This is a genomic window from Inquilinus limosus MP06 (assembly GCF_000767795.1).
Taxonomy (GTDB): domain Bacteria; phylum Pseudomonadota; class Alphaproteobacteria; order DSM-16000; family Inquilinaceae; genus Inquilinus; species Inquilinus limosus_E.
Map to the genome: position 1 here is coordinate 1 of NZ_JANX01000376.1, position 6236 is coordinate 6236.

Consider the following 6236-nt stretch of genomic DNA (forward strand, 5'->3'; position numbering starts at 1 on the left):
GGTGGACAGGGGCTGCCCGGGGGCCGGCATGCAGCGCGCCGCCGGCTCGTGGTCGGCCACCTCCTCCAGCACCCGGCGCGGGGTGGTGTGCCGGTCCTCGACGTCGAGCACGCCGCCGATGATGACGATGCGGCCGGCGAACTCCCGCTGGAAGAAGTCGACCTGCCCGGCCTTGGCGCAGGCGGCCAGGTCGGCGAATTCGTAGATCGGCACGTCCCGCGGCCCGATGGTGAAGTCGATCAGCGGCTCGCCCCGCGACACCGCGGTGCCGGCCCGGGACACCAGCTCGGTCGCGAAGGACGGGGTCTCGCCCGCGCCGCCCTGCAGCGGCAGATGGGTGGGATAGAGGCGGACCACGTCGTCCTGGTCGCGGACGAGGTTGAGCGGGCGCAGATTGGCGTCGCCGCCGACCGCGATCACCTGGCCCCGGTCCGGCCGCACCGCCAGGTCGCCGGATTGGGCGTAGCCCAGCACCGCCTTGCCGGCCGGGCCGAGCGCCGCCAGGGCCTGCTTCAGCGGCCGGTCGTAATTGGGCTTGAGGTCGGGGAGGTCGAGCGTCGTCGGATAGACCTCGTCGAGGCCGATCACGGCCGCCCCGCCCTGGGCCAGCGCGGCCAGCACGAGGCCGAGCTCCGGCGTCCAGGCGACCTTCGGGCGGTTCTGCAGCGGCGGAGTACGATAGGTCTCCTCCCGGATCGCCACCACCGCCACCGGCAGGCGGTCGGGCAGCGCCCGGCGGGTCCAGCCGAGCGGCTGGTCGAGCCACAGCAGCGCGTCGACGCCCAGCCGCTGCAGGAAGGCGGCGCCGGGCAGCAGCAGCCCGCTGCCCAGGACCAGGCCGATCCCGAGCGCCACGGCCAGGCGGCGGAGCCTTCGCATCATCCGGACGGGAGGAAGCCGCGGGCCGCGCGTCAGCGCAGCACGACCGTGCCGCCCGCCCCCTTGGCGCCGGGGTCGATCGAGAACACGGCGGACCGGCCGTCCGCCTCGACCCGGTAGGGCACGCCGGTCTGCAGCTTCGGCGCGTTGCCCGGGTAGCGGAAGCCGCTGCCGCCCTCGCCTTCCCAGACCGTCTGCGGCGTCGGCGCGTCCAGCATCACGATGCGGACCATGCCGGCGGCGCCCGAGAATTGCGGCCGGGCGGAGGACACGGTGGTCTCGGCCCACAGGCTCTGGCTGAACGGGCTGTCCGACCGGCGAGCCTCGGCATTGAGCCGGGCGACCCCCGCCCCGGCCTCGGCCGACCGGGCGTCGACGGCGACCTGAGTCCGGCCGCAGCCGGCGCCGCTGGTCTGCACCTGGCCGCCGGCAACGCGGCTGGAGCCGCTGCCGACGGTGACGATACCGCCGCGGATGGTCTCGACCGTGCAGCCGTCGCCATAGGCCAGCGTCAGCCGTCCGCCGCGGCCGAGATTGATGGTCTGGCCGGGATAGACGCTGTCGGTGACCTCCACCCCCGCATCCGGGGCGCCGCTGATCGCCGTCACCTGGGCCGCGGGCTCTCCGCCGGGAACACGGATGTCGGAACTGCTGGAGTCGGGGTTGGTGACCGCGGGGAGAAGATCCCGCAGCAGCCCGTCGAACTGCGCCGAAGCCGTTGTCGGAACCAGGACGGCCGCCATCATCACGGCGGCAAACCATGTTGAAATAAACTTGTTCATATAGAACCACCCCGACCCGAAAATTTCGGCGAATGCTGGTCTGTCGCCGACGGGAAGTCAAATGCCCGGGCTTTGTGTCGGCTTGACGGCGGCCGCGCCACGGGATTGCGGCGGCGAAGCCCGGCGGCGCATTCTTGCCGCGCGGGCGCAGCAGGCTTAAGGTCGATGGGCTCTTATGTCTGACCTTTAAGCGGATCATGGCCGTTCCCCAATCGCACCGCCCCGCCCTCGCCGACCGCGCCGCCACCGCCCTGGGCGCCCTGCTGGGCGACCGCTTCTCCACCGCCGCGGCGGTGCGCGAGCAGCATGGGCGGGAGGAGACCTGGCACCCGACCATGCCGCCGGACGCGGTCGCCTTCCCGCGCTCGACCGAGGAGGTGGCGGCGGTGGTGCGGATCTGCGCCGAGCACGAGGTGCCGGTCGTGCCCTACGGCACCGGCACCTCGCTGGAGGGCGGCATCGCGGCGCTGCGCGGCGGCGTCACCATCGACCTGTCGCAGATGAACCGGGTGACGCGGGTCTCGGCCGAGGATCTCGACTGCACGGTCGAGGCCGGGGTGACGCGCAAGCAGCTGAATGAGCATCTGCGCGACACCGGCCTGTTCTTCCCGATCGACCCCGGCGCCGATGCCAGCCTGGGCGGAATGGCGGCGACCCGCGCCTCCGGCACCAACGCCGTGCGCTACGGCACCATGCGCGACAACGTGCTGGGGCTGACGGTGGTGCTGGCGGATGGCCGCATCATCCGCACCGGCGGCCGGGCCCGCAAATCCTCGGCCGGCTACGACCTGACCCGGCTGTTCGTCGGCTCGGAGGGCACGCTGGGCCTGATCACCGAGGTGACGCTGAAGCTGTACGGCATCCCGGAAGCCATCTCCTCGGCCGTCTGCGCCTTCCCGACCGTGGCCGACGCGGTGAACACGGTGATCGCCACCATCCAGCTCGGCATCCCGGTGGCCAGGATCGAGCTGCTGGACGAGGTGCAGATCGGCGCCAGCAACGCCTATTCGAAGCTCGACCTCGAGGTGGCGCCGACGCTGTTCTTCGAGTTCCACGGCACCGAGGCCGGGGTGGCGGAACAAGCCGAGACGGTCAAGGCGCTGGCGCAGGAGAATGGCGGCGGCGACTTCCGCTGGGCCACCAAGGCCGAGGACCGCAACCGGCTGTGGGAGGCTCGGCACAAGGCCTATTACGCCGGCATCGCCCTGCGCCCTGGCTGCCGCGGCATGCCGACCGATGTCTGCGTGCCGATCAGCCGCCTGGCAGACTGCCTGGTCGAGACCAAGGCCGACATCGAGGCCAGCGGCCTGGTGGCGCCGATCGTCGGCCATGTCGGCGACGGCAACTTCCACACCTGCATGATCCTCAACCCCGACGACCATGAGGAGATCGCCCGCGCCGAGGCCTTCCACGACCGGCTGGTGATGCGGGCCCTGGCGATGGGCGGCACCTGCACCGGCGAGCACGGCATCGGCTATGGCAAGATCCGCTTCCTGGAGCAGGAGCATGGCGACGGTGTCGCGGTGATGCAGACGCTGAAGCGGGCGCTCGACCCCGCCGGCCTGCTCAACCCCGGCAAGGTCCTGCCCGGGAACTGACCCAGGGTCCCCTTACCCGAAGAGGGCCCACAGCAGCACGATCACCACGGCCACGGCGATGACCGCCACGACCGGGGCGTTGCGCTTCGGTTCGGGCGCGGCGGCCTCGTGGCTGGGCGCCCCGCTGGTCACGCCCGCCGGATAGGCCGGGGGATCGCTGGCCGGGAACGACTCCTCGATCGCCTCGTCAACCTTGTCGTCCGGCGCCGGCTCGGCCTGGCGCGGCTCGGCAGCAGACATCGTGGCCTCCCTTGTCGCCTTCCCTCTCAACGGAGAGTGCGGTGCCGAGTTCCCCCCGGCCCCGCCAACCCGTATCATGGCACAATCATGCCCAGGCTGCGCATCCGCATCGACTTCGACCCCGCCGGCCCGGACCGGCAGCTCGGCCCCGGCAAGATCGGGCTGCTCGAGCACATCGCCGAGACCGGCTCGATCTCCGCCGCCGGGCGGGCGATGGGCATGTCCTATCGCCGCGCCTGGCTGCTGATCGACAGCCTGAACGGCTGCTTCCGCGAGAAGGTGATCGAGACCCGGCATGGCGGCCCGCAGGGCGGGGGCGCCGCGCTGACCCCCTTCGGCCAGTGGCTGGTCGAGCAGTACCGCGCGATCGAGGCGGAGACGGCGGCCAGCGTGGTGCGGCGGCTGGACGGGCTGCAGACGGCGACGGCGGCGCCGGGCGAGGCCGCGGCCGAGCCGGCGGAGATCAAGGACTAGCCGGGTTCAGCCGGCCGGCCGGTACGGGCGGCAGGGCGCTGTCCGGCGACCGGCCGAACGCCTCGGCCCGCGGCCGCTCTCCGTCGAGATTGCGGGACGCGAAGGCGGCCCCGACCACCATCCCGACCGAGGGGCCGATGACCGCCCAGAGAATGAGGGCGATGATCACGGCCGCTCCTCCATCCGTCCGCACTGCACGCAGGATCTCGTCGCCCGCGGCCCGGGATGTCCGGCGGGCGGGGCGTGCAGCGGGACCCAGGCGGGTCGGCGGCGGTCATACAGCTCGCCATACAGATCGAAGGACGGGCCCTGTCCCGGCCCGCCGGACGCTGTCTCACCCGCCCGGCGAGGGAGATTCGGCAGCAGAGGCTCCTCCTCCTCGTCATCCCACCAGGCGATGACGACCGCCCCGGCGATGAAGGCCAGGACCGGCCCGAGGGCGGCCCAGACGATCAGGCAATCCATCATCGCCGGCGCTCCGCGAGGGTGACGGCCGGCGACCGCCGGCGAGCGGCCGGGAGGCGGGACCGCAGATACACCCCGAGCCACGGCAGCATCGTCAGGATCGGCTGCAGCATCGCTGTCTCCTCAGAACAGGCCGGACAGCCGGAGCAGGGACAGGCTCGTCAGCCGGTCAATGGCGATATCGATCAGCAGCAGCCCGGCGCCGGCCATCAGCGCGATCGCGAAGGCGGTGACCACGATGTGGCGGATCACCCGGCGGCTGGCGATGTCCCGCGGACCGCAGCCGGGGTCCGGCACGATCGGCGGCAAGGCCTCGCGGGTCGCGGTCGACTCCAGGGTTCGCATGGAGGTTCCTTTTTGTGGGAAATTCTCCCACGATCAATCTGTGGGATTAATGCCCACGTCAAATGAAATCTCTGTTTTGTGGGTACTTTTCCCACACACCGCCGTGCTACAGTTGCCCGCGCCGATGGGATCCTGCCCGAGAATGCCTGCCTCTCTGCACCCGCCACCCCAGGCCCTGATGAAGCCGCTGGCGCGCCTGCTGCGGCCGCTGGTCCGGCTGCTGATCCGCAGCGGCGTGACCTTTCCGGTCCTGGCCGACCTGCTGCGCGGCCTGTATGTCGACGTCGCGGCGCGCGACCTGCTGGCCGACCCCAAGGCGCAGACCGACAGCCGCATCAGCCTGCTGACCGGCGTGCACCGGAAGGAGATCCGCCGGCTGCGCACCGAGGCCCCGGCCGCGGACGGAGTGCCGGAGGTGGTGACGCTGGGCAGCCAGATCATCGCCCGCTGGCTGGCCGCGCCGCCCTATGCCGATGCGGACGGGCGGCCGCGGCCCCTGCCGCGCGCGGCCCGGGACGCGGGCGAGGCCTCGTTCGAGGGCCTGGTCGAATCGGTGACCAAGGATGTGCGGGCCCGGGCGGTGCTGGACGACTGGCTGGGCCAGGGGATCGTGTCGCTGGACCGGGAGGACCGGGTGCATCTGAGCCAGGCCGCCTTCATCCCGCGGCCGGGCGGGGAGGAGCAGCTGTTCTACTTCGCCCGTAACCTGCACGATCACATCGCCGCCGCGGCCGCCAATGTGGCGACCGCCGGGCCGGCGCCGTTCCTGGACCGCAGCATGCATTACGATCGGCTGCGGCCGGAGACGGTGGTGCAGCTGGAGGCGACGGCGCGCGAGGCGGCGCAGCAGCTGCTGACCGACGTCAACCGCATCGCCCTGGCCATGGCCGACGCGGACGACAAGGCCGCCGAGGGCGAACCGGTCACGCCGCTGCGCCGGATCAACCTGGGTGTCTACGTGTATGTCGACGATGATCCGGTCGACGAGGAGACGGCGCCGTGACGAGCCGTATGCGACTCCTGGCGCTTGCCTGCCTGGCGGCCGCCTGCTCTCCCGCCGGGACGGAAAACCGTCCGGCTGCCCCGCCTCCGGCGACGACGGCCGCGACTGTCGCCGACCGCGGCATCGGCGGCACCGGCATCTCGCCGGTCGAGGACCGCGGCATGGGCGGCACCGGCATCGTCGGCGTCATCACCGGCTTCGGCAGCATCTGGGTGAACGGCATCGAGGTCGAGTTCGACCCGGCGACGCCGGTGCGGGTCGAGGGCAGCAGCGCCCGCGGCGATGTCCTGCGCGTCGGCCAGGTCGCGGTGATAACGGCGTCCGGCAGCGGCTCGCGCCTTGACGCCCGCAGCATCATCGTGCGCCACGAGGTCTCCGGCCCGGTCGAGGCGGTCGAGTCGAATGGAACCGCGCTGCGCGTCGCCGGGCAGCGCGTCACCTTCGCCGGCC

At 72.1% G+C, this 6236-nt stretch carries 9 protein-coding genes and 1 pseudogene; 4 read left to right on the plus strand and 6 right to left on the minus strand.

The window, feature by feature from the left end; translation table 11 throughout:
* Together P409_RS39130 and P409_RS39135 are read right to left on the minus strand one after the other, a co-directional pair.
* On the minus strand, nt 1-879 hold an 879-nt coding region (locus P409_RS39130), incomplete at its 3' end, for a CHASE2 domain-containing protein (protein WP_161790454.1).
* A gap of 32 nt (nt 880-911) precedes the next feature.
* Nucleotides 912-1661 (minus strand): hypothetical protein, encoded by a 750-nt coding sequence (locus tag P409_RS39135; protein ID WP_161790455.1) that lies wholly within the window; start codon nt 1659-1661, stop codon nt 912-914.
* A 197-nt stretch (nt 1662-1858) separates the two neighbouring features.
* Here P409_RS39135 and P409_RS23375 point away from each other — a divergent pair, with 197 nt between their 5' ends.
* Nucleotides 1859-3259 carry an FAD-binding oxidoreductase gene (locus P409_RS23375; protein WP_034844359.1) on the plus strand — a complete coding sequence of 467 codons (1401 nt, stop codon included), beginning with the start codon at nt 1859-1861 and terminating at the stop codon, nt 3257-3259.
* 12 nt (nt 3260-3271) lie between these two features.
* Here P409_RS23375 and P409_RS23380 read toward each other — a convergent pair whose 3' ends face one another.
* The gene (locus tag P409_RS23380) at nt 3272-3499 is read right to left on the minus strand and encodes a hypothetical protein (protein ID WP_034844361.1); all 228 of its coding nucleotides are present in this window, start codon (nt 3497-3499) and stop codon (nt 3272-3274) included.
* Between the two features lie 87 nt (nt 3500-3586).
* Between P409_RS23380 and P409_RS23385 the strand changes: the two genes are divergently transcribed.
* Nucleotides 3587-3973 carry a winged helix-turn-helix domain-containing protein gene (locus P409_RS23385; protein ID WP_034844362.1) on the plus strand — a complete coding sequence of 129 codons (387 nt, stop codon included), beginning with the start codon at nt 3587-3589 and terminating at the stop codon, nt 3971-3973.
* Here the strand turns inward: P409_RS23385 and P409_RS38200 are convergent.
* The 3 genes from P409_RS38200 to P409_RS23400 form a co-directional block, all read right to left on the minus strand.
* Nucleotides 3963-4142, minus strand: coding sequence for a hypothetical protein (locus P409_RS38200; RefSeq protein ID WP_034844365.1), 180 nt, complete (start codon nt 4140-4142; stop codon nt 3963-3965). The two genes, P409_RS23385 and P409_RS38200, sit on opposite strands and share 11 nt — an antisense overlap.
* Nucleotides 4139-4441 (minus strand): hypothetical protein, encoded by a 303-nt coding sequence (locus P409_RS38205; protein ID WP_034844368.1) that lies wholly within the window; start codon nt 4439-4441, stop codon nt 4139-4141. The genes P409_RS38200 and P409_RS38205 overlap by 4 nt, the downstream gene beginning before the upstream one ends.
* Nucleotides 4442-4561: 120 nt before the next feature.
* A complete protein-coding gene (locus P409_RS23400; RefSeq protein ID WP_034844370.1) occupies nt 4562-4783 on the minus strand; it encodes a hypothetical protein in 222 nt (73 codons plus the stop codon).
* Between the two features lie 142 nt (nt 4784-4925).
* Between P409_RS23400 and P409_RS23405 the strand changes: the two genes are divergently transcribed.
* Complete coding sequence (locus P409_RS23405) at nt 4926-5786, plus strand: DUF6502 family protein (protein ID WP_034844372.1); 861 nt, start codon at nt 4926-4928, stop codon at nt 5784-5786.
* Nucleotides 5783-6236, plus strand: a pseudogene (locus P409_RS23410) (DUF5666 domain-containing protein); the annotation flags it as partial. The gene P409_RS23405 and the pseudogene P409_RS23410, both read left to right, overlap by 4 nt.